The organism is Candidatus Pantoea symbiotica, from assembly GCF_056491525.1.
This window is the reverse complement of record NZ_JBSZHR010000002.1, coordinates 2,451,010-2,466,462: the sequence shown is the minus strand read 5'-3', so window position 1 is coordinate 2,466,462 and position 15,453 is coordinate 2,451,010. Positions and strand designations below refer to the sequence as shown.

17 protein-coding genes and 1 other annotated feature are annotated in these 15,453 nt (G+C 52.9%); of the genes, 2 read left to right on the top strand and 15 right to left on the bottom strand.

The window, feature by feature from the left end; translation table 11 throughout:
- Nucleotide 1 precedes the first annotated feature (1 nt).
- The 9 genes from hisIE to hisL form a co-directional block, all read right to left on the bottom strand.
- Nucleotides 2-613 (bottom strand): bifunctional phosphoribosyl-AMP cyclohydrolase/phosphoribosyl-ATP diphosphatase HisIE, encoded by a 612-nt coding sequence (gene hisIE, locus ACXIZX_RS12100; RefSeq protein WP_277966234.1) that lies wholly within the window; start codon nt 611-613, stop codon nt 2-4.
- On the bottom strand, nt 607-1,383 hold the full coding sequence (gene hisF / locus ACXIZX_RS12095; RefSeq protein WP_007888882.1) for an imidazole glycerol phosphate synthase subunit HisF: 777 nt from the start codon (nt 1,381-1,383) through the stop codon (nt 607-609). Before hisF ends, hisIE begins: the two co-directional genes overlap by 7 nt.
- Complete coding sequence (hisA, locus tag ACXIZX_RS12090; protein WP_008104827.1) at nt 1,365-2,102, bottom strand: 1-(5-phosphoribosyl)-5-[(5-phosphoribosylamino)methylideneamino]imidazole-4-carboxamide isomerase; 738 nt, start codon at nt 2,100-2,102, stop codon at nt 1,365-1,367. Before hisA ends, hisF begins: the two co-directional genes overlap by 19 nt.
- Nucleotides 2,102-2,692, bottom strand: a complete 591-nt coding sequence (gene hisH, locus ACXIZX_RS12085) for an imidazole glycerol phosphate synthase subunit HisH (RefSeq protein ID WP_008104825.1) — start codon at nt 2,690-2,692, stop codon at nt 2,102-2,104. Before hisH ends, hisA begins: the two co-directional genes overlap by 1 nt.
- A complete protein-coding gene (gene hisB / locus ACXIZX_RS12080) occupies nt 2,692-3,759 on the bottom strand; it encodes a bifunctional histidinol-phosphatase/imidazoleglycerol-phosphate dehydratase HisB (RefSeq protein ID WP_154183612.1) in 1,068 nt (355 codons plus the stop codon). Before hisB ends, hisH begins: the two co-directional genes overlap by 1 nt.
- Nucleotides 3,756-4,832 carry a histidinol-phosphate transaminase gene (gene hisC / locus ACXIZX_RS12075; RefSeq protein ID WP_479404242.1) on the bottom strand — a complete coding sequence of 359 codons (1,077 nt, stop codon included), beginning with the start codon at nt 4,830-4,832 and terminating at the stop codon, nt 3,756-3,758. Before hisC ends, hisB begins: the two co-directional genes overlap by 4 nt.
- A complete protein-coding gene (gene hisD / locus ACXIZX_RS12070) occupies nt 4,829-6,136 on the bottom strand; it encodes a histidinol dehydrogenase (protein WP_479404241.1) in 1,308 nt (435 codons plus the stop codon). Before hisD ends, hisC begins: the two co-directional genes overlap by 4 nt.
- A 4-nt stretch (nt 6,137-6,140) precedes the next feature.
- Nucleotides 6,141-7,040: an ATP phosphoribosyltransferase gene (gene hisG / locus ACXIZX_RS12065; RefSeq protein ID WP_008104821.1), complete on the bottom strand. Its 900-nt coding sequence runs from the start codon at nt 7,038-7,040 to the stop codon at nt 6,141-6,143.
- Between the two features lie 53 nt (nt 7,041-7,093).
- Nucleotides 7,094-7,215, bottom strand: a sequence feature (His leader region).
- On the bottom strand, nt 7,191-7,238 hold the full coding sequence (gene hisL / locus ACXIZX_RS12060; RefSeq protein WP_100396937.1) for a his operon leader peptide: 48 nt from the start codon (nt 7,236-7,238) through the stop codon (nt 7,191-7,193). (Overlaps the previous feature by 25 nt.)
- 176 nt (nt 7,239-7,414) lie before the next feature.
- Between hisL and ACXIZX_RS12055 the strand changes: the two genes are divergently transcribed.
- Entirely contained in the window at nt 7,415-8,242 is an 828-nt protein-coding gene (locus ACXIZX_RS12055; protein ID WP_479404240.1) for an SDR family oxidoreductase, read from the top strand.
- Nucleotides 8,243-8,335: 93 nt separating this feature from the next.
- Here ACXIZX_RS12055 and ACXIZX_RS12050 read toward each other — a convergent pair whose 3' ends face one another.
- The 6 genes from ACXIZX_RS12050 to puuD all read right to left on the bottom strand — a co-directional run bounded on the left by ACXIZX_RS12050 (nt 8,336) and on the right by puuD (nt 13,811).
- Nucleotides 8,336-9,811 (bottom strand): glucosyltransferase domain-containing protein, encoded by a 1,476-nt coding sequence (locus ACXIZX_RS12050; RefSeq protein WP_479404239.1) that lies wholly within the window; start codon nt 9,809-9,811, stop codon nt 8,336-8,338.
- Nucleotides 9,804-10,739, bottom strand: a complete 936-nt coding sequence (locus tag ACXIZX_RS12045) for a glycosyltransferase family 2 protein (protein WP_309834046.1) — start codon at nt 10,737-10,739, stop codon at nt 9,804-9,806. The genes ACXIZX_RS12050 and ACXIZX_RS12045 overlap by 8 nt, the downstream gene beginning before the upstream one ends.
- Entirely contained in the window at nt 10,736-11,095 is a 360-nt protein-coding gene (locus ACXIZX_RS12040; protein ID WP_101763396.1) for a GtrA family protein, read from the bottom strand. Before ACXIZX_RS12040 ends, ACXIZX_RS12045 begins: the two co-directional genes overlap by 4 nt.
- 95 nt (nt 11,096-11,190) lie before the next feature.
- A complete protein-coding gene (locus ACXIZX_RS12035) occupies nt 11,191-12,468 on the bottom strand; it encodes an NAD(P)/FAD-dependent oxidoreductase (RefSeq protein ID WP_479404238.1) in 1,278 nt (425 codons plus the stop codon).
- Between the two features lie 24 nt (nt 12,469-12,492).
- Entirely contained in the window at nt 12,493-13,050 is a 558-nt protein-coding gene (puuR, locus tag ACXIZX_RS12030) for an HTH-type transcriptional regulator PuuR (RefSeq protein WP_008104818.1), read from the bottom strand.
- Nucleotides 13,047-13,811 (bottom strand): gamma-glutamyl-gamma-aminobutyrate hydrolase, encoded by a 765-nt coding sequence (gene puuD / locus ACXIZX_RS12025; RefSeq protein ID WP_479404237.1) that lies wholly within the window; start codon nt 13,809-13,811, stop codon nt 13,047-13,049. The genes puuR and puuD overlap by 4 nt, the downstream gene beginning before the upstream one ends.
- Nucleotides 13,812-14,024: 213 nt before the next feature.
- Here puuD and ACXIZX_RS12020 point away from each other — a divergent pair, with 213 nt between their 5' ends.
- Entirely contained in the window at nt 14,025-15,440 is a 1,416-nt protein-coding gene (locus ACXIZX_RS12020; protein ID WP_061717698.1) for a glutamine synthetase family protein, read from the top strand.
- Nucleotides 15,441-15,453: the final 13 nt, after the last annotated feature.

Below are 15,453 nucleotides of genomic sequence, written 5' to 3'. Positions count from 1 at the left end.
GTTATTTATGACGCGCCCGCAGATTATTGATGATGGTGCTCAAATCCAGCTCCTGATCCTGCAGCAGCACCATCAAGTGATACAGCAAATCAGATGCTTCATTGGTCAGCTCGTGACGATCATTAACCGTTGCTGCCAAAGCGGTTTCCACGCCTTCTTCACCCACTTTCTGCGCGATGCGCTTGGTGCCGCTGGCGTACAGCTTCGCGGTATACGAACTCTCAGGATCGGCAGTTTTGCGTGAAGCCAACAACTGCTCGAGCTGATAGAGGAACGTCCAGTCCGGTGCGGCCGGTGAGAAGCAGCTGGATGTGCCGAGATGGCAAGTTGGGCCAATCGGATTCGCCAGTACCAGCAAGGTATCGTTGTCGCAATCCGGCGTAATGCTAGCCACTTGCAGGAAGTGGCCCGAGGTTTCGCCTTTGGTCCATAAACGGTTTTTAGTACGTGAGAAGAAGGTGACGTTGCCCTCGCTGAGAGTTTTTTGCAGCGCTTCTTCATTCATATAACCGTGCATCAGCACTTCGCCGGAAACGTTGTGCTGGACGATAACGGGCATCATGCCCGCGGTTTTGACCCAATCCAGCTTGGCCAGTTGTTCTGCAGTTAACACGCGCGAATCTCCACACCGTTGTCGATCAGGAAGTTTTTCAACTCGCCGATATTGATAATTTGTTTGTGAAACACAGAAGCCGCCAGCGCGCCATCGACATTCGCCTGCTCAAAAGCTTCGAGGAAGTGTGGCATGGTACCCGCGCCGCCAGAAGCGATCAGCGGCACTTTGCAGACATCGCGTACTTTCTTCAGCTGCACCAGATCGTAGCCATTCCGCACGCCATCCTGGTTCATCATGTTGAGGACGATTTCACCCGCGCCCAGCTTCTGCACTTCCTGCACCCAATCGAGGGTTTCCCACGTGGTCACTTTGGTGCGCGCTTCGTCGCCGGTGTACTGATTGACGTGATATTTGCCGCTCGCTTCGTCAAACCAGGTATCGATACCCACCACGATGCACTGCACGCCAAAGCGATCGGCCAGGCGCGTGATCAGCGTCGGATCGGCTAATGCCGGCGAGTTGATGGAGATCTTGTCGGCACCGAACTGCAGAATACGCGCCGCGTCTTCTTCGCTCTTGATGCCGCCCGCCACGCAGAAAGGAATATCAATCACTTCCGCCACACGTGACACCCAGCTTTTGTCCACCACGCGGCCATCCGATGAGGCGGTGATATCGTAGAACACCAGCTCGTCCGCGCCTTCCTGCGCATAGCGCTGCGCCAGCGGCACGATGTCGCCGATGATTTCGTGATTACGGAACTGAACACCTTTCACCACTTGCCCATCACGCACATCGAGACAAGGAATTATCCGTTTTGCCAGCATGCAATCGCCTCCGCAACAGTGAATTTATCTTCCAGTAAAGCGCGACCGACGATCACGCCCTGCGCGCCGCTGCCGCGTAACGCTGCGATGTCATCCAGCGAACCGATGCCGCCCGACGACTGGAAAGCGATGTCCGGGAAGGCCGCAGACACTTCTTTATACAGTTCGACGTTGGAGCCGCTTAACGTACCGTCACGCGAAATGTCGGTGCACAGCACATGTTTAAGGCCAACCGGCTGATACCAGCCGATTACCTCTTCAAGCGTCACACCCGCCGCTTCCTGCCAGCCGCTGATCGCCACTTCTTTACGGTTGTTGGCATCAATGCGCACATCCAATGCCAGCACGATGGCGTCCGCGCCAAACTCGCTGAACCAGCTTTTTACTTCTTCCGGCTGCTTCACCGCGGTGGAACCCACTACCACACGCGTAGCGCCCGCTGCCAGCAGCGCCGCCACGTCATCGCGATTGCGGATGCCGCCACCAACCTGCACCGGCACGTTCACGCCGCGCAGTAAGGTGGTGAGCAGGGGAATCTGGCGTTTGGCCGGGTCTTTCGCGCCGGTCAAATCCACCAGATGCAGCACTTCAGCGCCCTGGCGTTGGTAATCCTGTAAGCGCGGCAGCGGATCGCTACCGTAATCGCGCTGCTGGCCGTAATCGCCCTGATGCAGGCGCACCACTTTGCCGTCGATTAAATCTAATGCGGGGATAATCATCACATCTCCAGGAAATTTTTCAGCAACTGCGCGCCTGCTTTGCCCGAACGCTCCGGGTGGAACTGCACGCCGAAGAAGTTATCTTTCTGCAGGGCGGCAGTGAACGGATGGCCATAATCGCACTGCGCGATGGTGGCCGCATTCACCGGCATGGCGTAGCTGTGCACGAAGTAGAAATAGCTGCCATCGGGAATGTCGCGGAACAGATGATGGCCCGCTTTAGCGGTAATCTGGTTCCAGCCCATGTGCGGCAGCGGTAAATCCTGCGTGTCCATCAGCGTCACTGGCTCATCAACCAGCCCGAGCGTGGTTACGCCGCCATTCTCATCGCTACCGCGACCCAGCAGCTGCATGCCGAGGCAGATGCCGAGCACCGGCTGAGTACAGGCTTTGATCAGATCAATGAGATCGCGCTCCTGCAGCTGATTCATCGCCGCCTGCGCAGTGCCAACGCCCGGTAGCAGCAGCTTGTCAGCATGCAGCACCACATCCGGGTCGCGGCTCACCTGCGGCGTGTAGCCGAGGCGCTCAATGGCCCACTTCACCGACGACAGGTTGGCGCAGCCGGTATCGAGGATCACCACGTTCATCACAGCACTCCTTTCGAGCTCGGCAAGGTGTTGCCTTCCACGCGAATCGCCTGACGCAGCGTGCGGCCAAAGGCTTTAAACAGGCTTTCCACACGATGGTGATCGTTGCGGCCTTTGGTTTTCAGGTGCAGCGTGCTCATCATGGCGTAGGAGAGGGAGCTGAAGAAGTGCTCGACCATCTCGGTGCTGAGATCGCCCACGCGCTGGTAGCTGAACTCGGCTTTGAATTCGATGTGCGGGCGGCCGGAGATATCCAGCGCGCAGCGCGCCAGGCACTCATCCATCGGCAGCACGAAGCCGAAACGGCCGATGCCACGTTTGTCACCCAGCGCTTTCAGCAGCGCTTCGCCGAGAGCCAGACCGGTATCTTCCACGGTGTGGTGATCGTCAATGTAGAGATCGCCTTTCACATCGATGTTCATGCGGAATCCGCCGTGCACCGCAATCTGATCCAGCATGTGATCAAAGAAGCCAACGCCGGTGTTGATTTTGCTGCCGCCTTCGCGATCCAGCCACACTTCGACTTTAATCTGCGTCTCTTTGGTGTTGCGTTGCACCAGCGCATAGCGATCGCGCTTGGTCAAACGCGCCTGAATCGCATCCCAATCTTCGCCTTCCGCGCCGTAACGTAGGCCCTGAATGCCCATGTTCTGCGCCAGCTGGATATCGGTGAGGCGGTCGCCAATCACGTAGCTGTTGGCGGTATCGAGCGCACCGGCGGCCAGCCAGGCTTCCACCATTTTGGTCTTCGGCTTGCGGCAATCGCAGTTATCTTCCGGCATATGCGGGCAGATCAGGATGTCGCTGAAATTCACGCCTTGTGAGCTGAGAATCTGCATCATCAGGTTGTGCGGGCCGTCGAAATCGGCCTGCGGGAAGCTAGCGGTGCCGAGGCCATCCTGATTGGTGATCATCACCAGTTGATAGCCCGCTTCCTGCAATGCCAGCAGCGCAGGAATGGCGTTCTTCTCAAACGCCAGCTTCTCCATGCGATCCACCTGATAATCGGTGGGTGGCTCAGAGATGATGGTGCCGTCGCGGTCGATAAAAAGGATCTTCTGACTCATGCTTGCTCCACTGATAAGGCTTGCAGCGCGGCGATCAGGCGCTCGCACTCTTCACGGGTGCCGATGGAGATGCGCAGGCATCCCGCAAGGCCGAGGTTTTTGTTTTGGTCGCGCAGAATAATGCCTTGATCCCACAGCGTTTTAAACACTTTTGGCGAATCTGTGAAGCGCGCCAGAATATAGTTGGTTTCGCTTGGGAACACCTGCTGCACCACGCTAATCTGCGGCAACTGCTCAAACAGCCAGGCACGATTGGCGTTCAGCTCGGCAACGTGCTGACGCATCAGCGCAATACCTTGCTCACTCAGCGCTTGTCCGGCCACATCCGCCACCGGCGTGGCGAGCGGATAGGGTGCAATCACCTTCATCAGCAGATCGATCACCGGCTTGTTCGCCAGGGTGAAGCCGCAGCGCAAACCGGCCAGCGCAAAGGCTTTGGAGAGCGTGCGCAGAATCACTAAGTGCGGATACTCTTGCAGCCAGCCCGCCAGCGTCGCTTCCGGGCAGAACTCGATATAAGCTTCATCGGCTACCAGCAGCGCTTTACCAGCTGTCATATCCAGCAACTTGCGAATGTCGTCGGGATTGATCAGGTTGCCGGTCGGATTGTTTGGACTGCACATATAGACGACTTTTACGCCATCGAGCTGGTCAGCGATGGCAGGCAGATTGAGCTGCCAGTCATCGAGTGCCGCCACGGTGCGATATTCGATGCCGATGGTTTCGGCGCTGACGCTGTACATGCCGTAGGTTGGCGGGCAGAACAGAATCGCATCTTTGCCCGGCTCGCAAAACGCGCGCATCAGCAGTTCGATACCTTCATCCGCACCGCGGCTGACCAGCACCTGCTCCGGTGTCAAACCGGCGTAAGCGGCGTAACGCTCAATAACAATCTTCGGCTGGCATTCCGGATAGCGGTTCAGCGTTTGCTGCGACAGCTCAAACGGCACCGGCAGCGGGAATTCGTTGGCGTTCAGCCACACATCACCGTTACCACCCAGACGACGCGCCGATTGATACGGCGTCAGCGCTCGCACGTTGGCGCGCGCCAACTCTTCAATATTCAGGCTCATGCTTGCTCCTTCAGCGCGGCAACACGCAGGGTAACGGCATTTTTGTGGGCTTCCAGCTGCTCGGCGGCGGCCAGCGTTTCAATCGTTGCGGCAAGATTGAGGAAGCCTTGCGGCGTCAGCTCTTGCACCGTCATACGTTTCTGGAAATCGGCTAGGCCAAGGCTGGAACAAGTGGCGGTGTAACCGTAGGTCGGCAGCACGTGGTTGGTGCCAGACGCGTAATCGCCCGCCGATTCCGGTGACCAGTCGCCAAGGAACACTGAACCGGCGCTGGTGATGCTATCGACCAGATCGCGCGGTTGGCGCGTCTGAATGATCAGGTGCTCCGGGCCGTACAGGTTGGAGATCTCGATGCACTGATCCAAATCGCGCAGCACAATCAGGCGGCTGCTCTCTAGCGCCTGACGCGCGGTAGCCGCACGCGGCAGCTGCGCCAGTTGCTCCTCAACCGCTTGCGCCACACCTTTGGCAAGTTGTAGCGATGGCGTCAGCAGAATCACCTGCGAATCCGGGCCGTGTTCCGCCTGCGACAGCAAGTCAGAAGCCACGAATGCTGGCGTAGCGCCTTCATCGGCAATCACCAGCACTTCTGATGGACCAGCAGGCATATCGATCGCCGCGCCATCTAAACGCTGACTCACCTGACGTTTGGCTTCGGTCACGTACGCGTTGCCTGGGCCAAAAATCTTGTCCACTTTCGGCACGGTTTCGGTGCCGAAGGCGAGGGCGGCGATGGCTTGCGAACCGCCAACCTGAAACACCTCTTTAACGCCGCACAGCTGCGCTGCGTAAAGAATTTCATCGGCAATCGGCGGTGGCGAGCACAGCACCACGCGACCGCAACCGGCGATGCGCGCGGGTGTCGCCAGCATCAATACGGTTGAGAACAGCGGGGCGGAACCGCCAGGAATGTACAAACCCACCGATTTAACCGGACGGGTAATTTGCTGGCAGCGCACGCCGGGCTGAGTTTCCACATCCACTTCCGCCAGAATCTGCGCATTGTGGAAGGTCTCGATATTGCCCACAGCAACCGCCATCGCCTGCTTCAGCGTGTCGCTCAGACGATCGCTGGCGGCTTGCATCTCTTCGGCAGTGACGCGCAGGTTATCCACCTGCGCTTTGTCGAAGCGCGCGCTAAATTCACGCAGCGCCGCATCACCGCTGTCTTTCACTTGTACCAACACGTCGCGCACGATCTGGCTGATACTTTCTGAAGCCGAAATCGCCGGACGCATCAGCAGCGCTTGCTGCTGCTCTGCGCTGCATTGCTGCCAATCAATGGGTGTCATCAGAGTGCTCATCGTGTTACTCCAACATTTTTTCGATTGGCAGCACGAGGATCGAGCTGGCGCCCAGCGACTTCAGCTTCTCCATGGTTTCCCAGAACAGCGTTTCGCTGCTAACCATGTGCATCGCCACGCGGCTGACATCACCGGCCAGCGGCAGCACGGTTGGACGTTCAGCGCCCGGCAGCAACGCAATCACTTCATCCAGGCGCTCGCTTGGCGCGTGCAGCATGATGTACTTGGATTCACGCGCTTTAATCACGCCCTGAATACGTGTCATCATTTTGTCGACCAGCTCTTGCTTGGCGGCAGGCAATTCGCCGTCGCGCTGAATCAGCACCGCTTTAGAGCGATAAATCACTTCTACTTCGCGCAGACCGTTAGCTTCCAGCGTGGCGCCGGTTGAAACCAGGTCACAAATCGCATCGGCCAGACCAGCGCGAGGTGCAACTTCAACAGAACCGTTTAGCAGGCAGGATTTGAAGGCGACGCCTTGTTTATCGAGGTATTTCTTCAGCAGGTGTGGATAAGAGGTGGCGATGCGGGCGTTATTCAGGCATTGCGGGCCGGTGTACTCTTCATCAACCGGCATCGCCAGCGACAGGCGGCAACCGCCGAAATCCAGACGACGCAGCGTGAAGTAACGCGGATCTTCGCCCTGAGCACGACGGTTCAGCAGCTCCTCTTCCAGCACGTTTTCACCGACGATACCGAGATCGACGACGCCATCCATCACCAGGCCAGGAATATCGTCATCGCGCACACGCAGGATGTCGATCGGCATGTTCTCCGCAAACGCAATCAGACGCTGTTGCTGAAGGTTGATTTTGATACCGCAGCGTGCCAGCAGTTCGCGTGATTCATCACTCAAACGGCCAGATTTCTGCATAGCTATGCGAATACGGGTGTTATCTAACATGGTTCCTGTCCTCTTATTCAATCCTGTCTGAACGTGTTGGTTTGCGTTCGCCCATAAAAAAACCCCCGGAAGATGATCTTCCGGGGGCTCTCTTTGCGTTCGCACCACTGGAAGATCCTAATCGTCTCCCAGCACACATCGCCTGAAAGACTAGTCAGGATGATGGTGATGATGGTGGTTGAACTGAACGCGTGTCATAGTAAATTCCGTTGCTGAATGAGTATTCATTTGCGTGCTGAATAACCTAACGAAGATGGTGACAATTGGCAACCCTTTTTTAACCGTCAATTTCCGGAATCTCCCGAAACAGTTTGCGCTGGTTTGGCACATCTAGCCGCACTAAGATGAAGTGTGAGCCCATAGCAGGAGTCGATATGAAAAAGGTCGCGATTGTAGGTCTGGGATGGCTGGGTATGCCGCTGGCGATGGCGCTAACGGCACGCGGCTGGCAGGTCACCGGCAGTAAAACCTCGCCGGATGGCGTGGACGCCGCACGCCGCTGTGGCATCGAAGCCTTCCAACTGATACTAACGCCCGAGCTGGAGTGTGAAGCCGAAGAGTTAGAGTCGCTGATGGCGGTGGATGCGCTGGTGGTGACGTTGCCCGCCAGCCGCACGGTGAAAGGCGGTGAAGATTACATGCAGGCGGTGCAGAACGTGGTGGACACCGCGCTGGCAAAAAAAGTCCCGCGTATTATTTTCACCAGCTCTACATCGGTATACGGCAGCGGCGAAGGTGTAATGAAAGAGACCAGCCCACTGCAGCCGGAAACTGTCGCCGGCAAAACGCTGGTGGAGCTGGAGAACTGGCTGCACGATCTGCCCGGCACCAGCATGGATATTGTGCGCCTCGCAGGATTAGTCGGGCCGAATCGTCATCCTGGTCGTTTCCTCGCAGGAAAAACTGGGCTTGAAAACGGCGGTCATGCGGTCAATCTGGTGCATCTCGATGATGTGGTTGACGCGATTGTGCTGTTGCTGCAAACCCCAAAAGGCGGGCACATTTACAATCTTTGCGCATCGAAACACCCGTCGCGCGATAGCTTTTATCCCAGCGTCTCGAAGCAGCTGGGGCTTGAGCCGCCGACGTTTGTGGCGGAGCCAGAGCGTTCTAACGGGAAAGTGATTGATGGCTCGAAAATCGCGAGTGAACTGGGGTTTGAGTATACGTATGATGATCCGATGAAAATGCCCTTGGAATAACAAATTTTCGATTTGGTAACGTGATAATTCATAACAATTGTAAACTTCTAAAGTTCATGAAATTTGGCCTCGAATCTGATTCGAGGCCAAATGTTAGCATGAAGATTTTGTAAATGAGATGATTAATACATCACTAATTGAATAAAGGTTGTAATATTTACTTACTACAAAGGGTTTAATTTGGCAGAGGGTTTTTTTTGTGTCTTCATCTATTACTTTATATTGTAATGTCATGCCATAATGATTGAGTAATTCTGCACCCCATAACCAATCGCCATTCATATAGACTGGTATGAGCCGAGACATAATCGGAAGTTTTGACTGAGCCAATGAAAATTGTTTAGATTCAGGCATTTTCCCTATAATGTTGACATATTTAAATTCATTACCGTAATGGCTTGCGTCATTATAAATTGATGATGAAATCAAACTGTCAATATCCCTTTGGCTGGAGGATGCATTAGAGAAAGAGTAAGAATAATATAATGTCACCCAAAGCATTGGTAAACAAACTAATGTTTTTAAATGGTTGTTTTTTATTACACGCAAAATTATTAGTGAAAAATACAAAAGGACGCCACCAAAGCAAATTAATACTCGCGGTGCAAATACTGGAAATTCTAAAGTCAGAAGTGGTGCAAAAGAAAAAATAAAAATTAACAAAGGCGAAGATAGTAATATGGCGAAGGAGAGTGCATTTTTCCTCAATCCATCGTCATATAAATCTCGAGCAATAAAAATTATAGATATTAAAAATATTAGAGCGTATGTAATTGTGGCGAATAATGGTATGCTTGCAATCAATTCATTGAAATACCACAAAACGTTACTTAGGTTTTTCTCAAATGGAACTAATGAATCGATATTCAAAGGAAGCGTTTTTGAGTGCGTTAGATTATATTCACCCTCGACAAATTTAGACGCAATGAATATCCTATATATAACATAGCCGATGGTAATTTGTAATAATCTCGATAAGGTTTTTAGTAAAATGTGTTTATTACCAAGTTTGCTAAACTTTGTTGTTAACTCGATTACTGTAAGAATAGCAAATAAACCAAGCGATGCTTGATATAGTGACAATGAGCATATTATCATTGTAATTGATAATATTACATCATAAGCGTTATTAAATCTTATAATAAAGGGAATAATCAATGTTATTAGACTAAGTGACATAGTCAGTGAATCATACTTATAGGACAAGTTTTCAATATAAAATGGATTAGCTATAAAGAAAAATATAATAGCTGTAGTAGATATGTAAGAGAGTGCAGGGAAATTAGTTTTTGCGTAGAAATATAAGGTTCCTGCTAACAAAATAACGCTCAGTATTTGATTTAGCGGAGAGATGTCGAGTAATGGAGTGCCGTAGTTTAATGCAGACATCAGCATATCGCTAAGTGGTCGACCATTTAGCCCCCATCCGGTATAACCATATAATGTTCTTCCCAAATCATCAATATATAATCTACCAGTAAATATTATAGGAAAACAATACATTACAAGTAATATTGCAAGGGAGATAAATACTTTATTATCGTTTTTCTCATTGAAAACTTTAGTCATGTGAAATCTTCTCTTTTGATTTTTTAAGAATAAATCTTGGTCTTCTTTTTGTCTCTAAATAAATTCTGCCAATATATTCACCAAGTACGCCAATCCCAATGAGTTGAATACCACCTAAAAACAACATGGAAACCATAATGGAAGGATAGCCTTTAACAGGGTTGCCCCAGAAAATAGTATCAATTACCATCCATGCGCCATAGATGAATGAAAGGGCAGCGACGACAAGCCCGAGATAAGTCCAGATACGAAGCGGGAAGGTTGAAAACGAGGTTATCCCTTCAAGTGCAAGGTTCCACAGTTTCCAGCCATTGAATTTTGTTGTACCAGCAACACGTTCAGCGCGAATATATTCAACGACTTCAGTTTTGCCGCCGACCCAGCTGAGAACACCTTTCATAAACAGGTTACGTTCTTGCAGCAGTTTGATATTTTCCACTACGTCGCGTGACATTAAGCGGAAATCACCCACGTTTTCTTCAATTTTTGGCGAGCTGATCTTGTTATGCAGTTTGTAAAACCACTCAGCAGTCTTACGCTTTAGATGAGAGTCTGTGCTGCGATCAACACGTTTCGCCAGAACAATATCCGCGCCCAAATGCCATTTATCGACCATCAAAGGAATGACATCAATAGGATCTTGTAAATCGACATCAATAGGGATAATAGCATCGCCAGTTGCTGCTTCAAGGCCAGCAAAAAGGGCTGGCTCTTTACCGAAATTGCGTGTAAACGAAATATGTTTAACTAAAGAATCGTCCGTCTCAATTTCAGTTAGTACCGCTTCTGTCTTGTCTGTGCTGCCATCATTTACAAAAACCAATTCAATATCATATTTTTGAAAGGGTTCAAATTCGCGTACTGCTTTATAGAAGAGGGGAATGGCCTCCTCTTCATTCAGTACTGGAACAATAAGAGATAATTTCATTTACTTGTCCTAAACACGAAAAACTTAGAGTAGGCGAAGCCGCAAACCAAGCTGAGTGCAGAGAAGAAAACCAATGTAATAATTGGATTAATGTGCAGATAGTCAGCTGTCCAGCCCACGGCTGTTGCCATTGCGCCCATAAAGCAGATATAGAGAAGATATCGAGTGGTGGTCGCTTCTGCGTTAAACGTCCATTTTGCGTTGGCAAAGAAGGAAAAGGTTACCGCAACACAAAACGCCACGAGGTTAGACAGGGATTGGCTACCAACGATGGCATAAAGTGCGGCAAATACGCCCCAATGAATGAGCGTATTAATTACACCTACAGAAGTGTATCTGGCGAACAACCTCAACATTTTGCAGCCCAAAAATTAAAGAGCCCGATCCTGACATTACTGCTGTTTTATAGCAAGTTTTGGTAAAGGAATGTCGAGAAATTGTAATCAGTGGTTCACACCCCAAACCGATCCCTTAACGCATACCACGCCGCTCCCATCGCGGTAAGCGGCACCTTAAACCGTCTCCCACCCGGAAACGGCAGATGCGGCAATTTTGCGAAGGCATCAAACCGTTCCGCATGCCCGCGCAGCACCTCTGCAATCAATTTCCCCGAAAGATGGGTGCAAGTCACACCATGACCGCTGTCACCCTGCATAAAGAACGCATTCTTCTCAACCTGGCCAAACTGCGGCATGCGCGATAGCGTAAGCAGGAAATTGCCGCTCCAGCGGTGGCTGATTTTGATGTCACGCAACTGGGGAAAGGTGCGCAGCAGCTTGGGACGAATCAGCGCTTCGATGTCATCCGGCTCGCGCGCGCCGTATACCACGCCGCCACCGTAGAGCAGGCGGTTATCGGCGGTGAGGCGGAAGTAATCCAGCAGATAGTTACAATCTTCAACGCAGTAATTGTTCGGCAGTAAACCCAGCGCCTGATCGCGTGTTAAAGGTTCGGTGGTGACGATCTGTGAACCGCACGGCATGCTTTTGCGCGTCAGGCGCGGTTCAAGCTGCGATGGCAAATAGGCGTTGCCGGCAAAAATCACGAACGTGGCGCTGACTTCGCCTTTAGCGGTTTTTATTCGATGCGGTGCGCCATATTTCACTTCTATCGCCGCCGATTGCTCATAAATGCGCCCACCGTGACGACGAATCGCCTCGGCTTCACCCAGCGCAAGATTAAGCGGATGCAGATGGCCGCCGCGTTTATCAAGCAAGCCACCGACGTAGCGATCGGTCGCCACTTCACGGCGAATGCCACGTTCGTCGAGCAGTTCCAAATCGTGATTACCGTAGCGCGCCCAAAGCGCTTTCTGGTTGCGCAGATGGCCCATTTGCCGCTGGTTCAGCGCGGCGAAAATGCCGCCGGGACGATAGTCGCAGGCGATGGCATATCGGTCGATGCGATCGCGAATGATCTCCGCGCCTTCAAACATCATACTGCCGAGCATCTGTGCGGTCTGTTTGCCGTAGCGCTGCTCAATCACATCCACGTCGCGGCTGTAGGAGTTGACGACCTGGCCGCCATTGCGGCCGCTGGCGCCAAAGCCGATTTTCGCCGCTTCGAGCAGCACTACGTCGTAACCGGCTTCGGTGAGAAACAGCGCGGACGAGAGTCCGGTAAAGCCGCCGCCGATAATGCAGACATCGCATTGCACTGATTCTTGCAGCTCCGGCCACGGCTCATGCGTGTTGGCGGTAGCGGCGTAATAACTTCCCACATGTTGCATTACATCCTCCTTAAGCGCGAAACCTTAGAAATTGGCGGGCGTATGCGCGCTAACAATGCGACACGGTTGATCTGAGGTGTTGGTAAAACTGTGCGGTAAGCCGGTATCAATCACATAGCTTTCACCGCGATAGAGATGGTAACTCTGGCCGTTGACCACCAGCGTGATTTCACCTTCCAGCACCGTGCCGGTTTCCTCGCCGGGATGGCGTAACTTCTCGCCGGTGCTGGCGCCGGGTTCATAACGCTCCAGCAGCATCGCCAGCGCACGTCGCGCGGCACCGTTATCGATCAGCATCAGCGATACGCCAAGGCTGCCGATCTCCACGCACTCTTCCGGGCGCACAATCACGCGCGGCGTGGCATTGATTTTGGGTTCGGAGAAAAACTCCGATAGCGATAACCCGTAAACTTTCAGCAGCTTCTGTAAGGTGCTGACGGCCGGGCTCACTTTATCCTGTTCGATAGTGCTAATAGCGCTGTGCGTTAAACCTGATAACTCAGCGACGCGACGCTGAGACAATCCCAACTCCTGCCGGATCTGCGATAAGCGACGTCCGGGTGCCAGAGTGGCATCATTCATGGCTGTTTTTCCTTGTGATAACAGACAGCGGCGTGGATAAAGGCCGCAAACAAACGGCGCGAGACCGGATCACGGTCGGAATGCCACTCCGGATGCCACTGCACCGCGAGGGCGAAAGGGTGCTTTGGCAGGCTCACGGCTTCAATCAGCCCGTCGGGCGCGCGCGCTTCCACACGCAGCAGCGGACCGGTTTCGCGGATGCCTTGTCCGTGCAGCGAGTTGACCGCAAAAGGTTCGGCGCTGCCGAGCAGTTGGCTCAACATGCCATCCACTTCTGGCTGCACGTCATGTACCGGCGCGTATTGCTCCTCCAGCGGCAGCGCGTCGTTTTCGCGGTGTTCCTGGAATAGATGTGTCATATGCAGTTGGCGATGCAGCGCACCGCCGTTGGCGACCACCAACTCCTGCAAGCCGCGACAGATGCTGAACATCGGCATCTTTTTACCCATCGCATGTGTGATGAGCCCGAAGGCGAGGCGATCGCGCGCCGGATCGGCATGCGCCTCTTTACCGTCTTCGCCGTAATGCCAGGGTTCGATGTTGCTGGGGCTGCCGGTCAGCAAAATGCCATCCAGCACGGTCATACTGTTTTCTAATAGATGAGGTGCCTGCATCAGTTGATGTGGCAATGGCAGCGGCACGCCACCGGCGAGCACGATAGCGTCGAGATATTTGTTGTGAACCGTTTGCCCTGGATGGTTGCCGATAAAGTTCTGGCACATCACTACGCCAATCAAGGGCTTGTCAAAAATAATGCCCATAACGTCTCCGCGTTGCTGTTCAATATTTTCGCCGGAAATGCGCGGCTAGCCTGTAAAGTGTGCAATATTTTGTCAATCTAGCAACCGATCGTTCATTCCTCAAACAGAATTGTTACATTTGCACACTTTTTGCGTTAGAGCTATGTTAGAGGAGTGGCTGTTATTTTGAGCATTACGCGCACCAATATTAAACGGTAAAGGGCGGGTGGGATCATGACGAACCTCGTAGAAGTAGAAGACTTCACGCGACATAGTGAAGAGAAACGAACAAGCGCGTTCCAGCTGGAGGTCAAAACCTGGCTGGAACGCCATCCTGAAACGCAGTATGTCGATATTCTTCTTAATGATTTAAATGGGGTATTTCGCGGTAAACGCATTCCCATCTCCGCATTGGCAAAACTGGAAAAAGGGTGTTACTTCCCAGCTTCGGTTTTCGCGATGGATATTCTCGGTAACACCGTCGAAGACGCCGGACTTGGACAATCACTCGGCGAACCCGACCACCTCTGCATGCCGGTTCCCGGAACCTTAATTCCTTCTGCCGCCGATCCCACGCACATCGCCCAGCTGTTGCTGACCATGTGTAACCAAGATGGCACTCCCTTTGACGTTGAACCCCGTAATGTCCTCAATCGGCTGTGGCAACAGCTGCGCAATAGAGGATTATTCCCGGTGGTAGCGGTAGAGCTGGAGTTCTATCTGGTGGATAAAAAGCGCGATGCCGAAGGTTTTATTCAGCCGCCGTGCTCGCCGGGCAGCGACGAACGCAATATGCAGAGCCAGGTCTATTCGGTGGATAATCTCGATCACTTCGCCGACGTTCTGCGGGATATCGACCATTTAGCTAAGCTGCAAGGTATTCCCGCCGATGGCGCGCTGGCGGAAGCTTCACCTGGCCAGTTCGAAATCAACCTGCATCACACGCGCGACGTGCTGAAAGCGTGTGACCATGCTATTCAGCTGAAACGGCTGGTGCGTCAGGTGGCGGAAAATCACGGCATGACCGCGACTTTCATGGCTAAACCTTACGAAGAGTACGCGGGCAGCGGTATGCATGTGCACATCAGCATGCTGGATGCCGCCGATCACAACGCTTTCGCGCTAGATGACGGCAGCGATTCGCCGCTGATGAAACGCGCGCTGGCGGGCATGATCGATCTGATGCCTGCTTCGATGGCGTTGCTGGCGCCGAATGTGAACGCCTATCGCCGCTTCCTGCCGGAAGCCTACGTGCCGCTGCAGGCGTCGTGGGGACATAACAACCGCACGGTCGCGTTGCGTGTGCCTTGTGGCGATGCGGATAACCATCGCATTGAGTATCGCGTGGCCGGTGCGGATGCAAATCCCTATTTGGTAGTGTCAACTATTCTTGCCGGTATTTTGCACGGTCTGGATAATCAGCTACCCTTACCGCATCCGGTGCAGGGCAATGGACATGAAGCTGAAGGGCTGGCATTACCGATTCGCCAGAGCGATGCGCTGTATGAATTCGAGAATAGCTACCCGCTGCAGAAGCTGTTGGGCGAGCGTTTCAGCGGCGTGTGGCACAGCTGCAAACAGTATGAATTGATGCAGTTTGAGCGCTTAATCACCTCAACAGAAATCGACTGGATGCTAAAGAACGCCTGACGCAGGAAGATTT

Coding starts and splice junctions, on each gene's coding strand:
- hisA (WP_008104827.1), bottom strand. CDS start 2,102: ATGATTATCCCCGCATTAGATTTAATCGACGGCAAAGTGGTGCGCCTG.
- puuR (WP_008104818.1), bottom strand. CDS start 13,050: ATGAATGATGCCACTCTGGCACCCGGACGTCGCTTATCGCAGATCCGG.
- ACXIZX_RS12040 (WP_101763396.1), bottom strand. CDS start 11,095: ATGTTGAGGTTGTTCGCCAGATACACTTCTGTAGGTGTAATTAATACG.
- ACXIZX_RS12045 (WP_309834046.1), bottom strand. CDS start 10,739: ATGAAATTATCTCTTATTGTTCCAGTACTGAATGAAGAGGAGGCCATT.
- hisH (WP_008104825.1), bottom strand. CDS start 2,692: ATGAACGTGGTGATCCTCGATACCGGCTGCGCCAACCTGTCGTCGGTG.
- puuD (WP_479404237.1), bottom strand. CDS start 13,811: ATGGGCATTATTTTTGACAAGCCCTTGATTGGCGTAGTGATGTGCCAG.
- ACXIZX_RS12055 (WP_479404240.1), top strand. CDS start 7,415: ATGAAAAAGGTCGCGATTGTAGGTCTGGGATGGCTGGGTATGCCGCTG.
- hisB (WP_154183612.1), bottom strand. CDS start 3,759: ATGAGTCAGAAGATCCTTTTTATCGACCGCGACGGCACCATCATCTCT.
- hisG (WP_008104821.1), bottom strand. CDS start 7,040: ATGTTAGATAACACCCGTATTCGCATAGCTATGCAGAAATCTGGCCGT.
- hisC (WP_479404242.1), bottom strand. CDS start 4,832: ATGAGCCTGAATATTGAAGAGTTGGCGCGCGCCAACGTGCGAGCGCTG.
- ACXIZX_RS12020 (WP_061717698.1), top strand. CDS start 14,025: ATGACGAACCTCGTAGAAGTAGAAGACTTCACGCGACATAGTGAAGAG.
- hisF (WP_007888882.1), bottom strand. CDS start 1,383: ATGCTGGCAAAACGGATAATTCCTTGTCTCGATGTGCGTGATGGGCAA.
- ACXIZX_RS12035 (WP_479404238.1), bottom strand. CDS start 12,468: ATGCAACATGTGGGAAGTTATTACGCCGCTACCGCCAACACGCATGAG.
- ACXIZX_RS12050 (WP_479404239.1), bottom strand. CDS start 9,811: ATGACTAAAGTTTTCAATGAGAAAAACGATAATAAAGTATTTATCTCC.
- hisD (WP_479404241.1), bottom strand. CDS start 6,136: ATGAGCACTCTGATGACACCCATTGATTGGCAGCAATGCAGCGCAGAG.